General features: G+C 69.0%; 1 protein-coding gene. It reads left to right on the plus strand.

What is annotated here, in order from left to right; genetic code table 11:
• On the plus strand, positions 1 to 1,344 hold a 1,344-nt coding region (locus ACFFP0_RS29725), incomplete at both ends, for a mannose-1-phosphate guanylyltransferase/mannose-6-phosphate isomerase (protein ID WP_377265838.1).

The raw sequence follows: 1,344 nt of genomic DNA on the forward strand, positions 1-1,344 counted from the left end.
CCGAAGCAGTTCATCCGGTTTGTGGGGGACCGTACGCTGTTCCAGGCGACGCTTTCGCGGGTAGCCGATCCGGCGCTGTACGAGGCGGCTGTGGTGATCACCAACGAGGAGTTCCGGTTCCTCGTGGCCGAGCAGGCGCGCGAGCTTGGCATCGGGCTGTCGGGCATCGTGCTGGAGCCGGTGGCGCGCAACACGGCGCCTGCGGTGGCAGCGGCTGCGGCCTACGTGGCCTCCCGCTTCGGCGAGGAGGCGGTGCTGCAGGTGCTGGCCTCCGACCACGAGATCGTCGCCGACGGCGCCTATGCGGAGGCGATCGGCATCGCCCACCGCACGGCGCTGTCGGGCCGGCTGGTGACCTTCGGCATCACGCCGACGGAACCGGCCACCGGCTACGGCTATATCGAGATCGGCGAGGCGCTGCCGACCGGCGCCCACGCGGTGCGGCGCTTCGTCGAGAAGCCGGCGCTGGCCGAGGCGGAGCGGATGCTGGCGGCCGGCGGGTTCGCCTGGAACTCCGGCATCTTCATGTTCACCGCCGGGCAGGTGCTGCAGGAGATGGCCGCCTTCGCCCCCGAGGTGGACAGGGCGGCGCGCGCGGCGGTGGCGAAGGCGTCCGGCGATCTCGACTTCACCCGCCTGGACGCGGCGGCGTTTTCGGCCAGCCCGGACATCTCGGTCGACTATGCGATCATGGAAAGGACCGCCAATGCGGCGGTGGTGCCGTCGTCGTTCACCTGGTCGGACCTGGGCAGCTGGGATGCGGTGTGGAAGCTCGGCGCCCGCGATGCGGCCGGCAACGTGGCCTCCGGCCGGGCGACGCTGGTGGACACGAAGAACTCGCTGGTGATGTCGCGCACCAGCCACCTTGCGGTGCAGGGGCTGGACGGGGTGGCGGTGATCGCCAGCGAGGACGCGGTGTATGTGGGCCGGCTGGACGACAGCCAGAACGTCGGGGCGCTGGTGCGGCATCTGGCGGCGGCGCAGGCGACGGCCGGGCTGACGCAGACGCATCCGACCGCCTACCGGCCGTGGGGCGGCTATACGTCGGTGCTGAACGGCGACCGGTTCCAGGTCAAGCGGCTGTTCGTGACGCCGGGCAAGAAGCTGTCGCTGCAGAAGCACCATCACCGCTCGGAACACTGGATCTGCGTGAAGGGCACCGCCGAGGTGACGGTCGGCGACACCGTGAGGACCCTGCGCGAGAACGAATCCGTCTACATCCCCCAGGGCGAGGTCCATCGCCTTGCAAACCCCGGAAAGATCACACTCGAAATGATCGAGGTCCAGACCGGATCATACCTCGGCGAAGACGACATCATCAGATTAACTGACGAATTCGGGAGA

Source organism: Neorhizobium puerariae (assembly GCF_042429745.1).
GTDB classification, from domain to species: Bacteria; Pseudomonadota; Alphaproteobacteria; order Rhizobiales; family Rhizobiaceae; genus Neorhizobium; species Neorhizobium puerariae.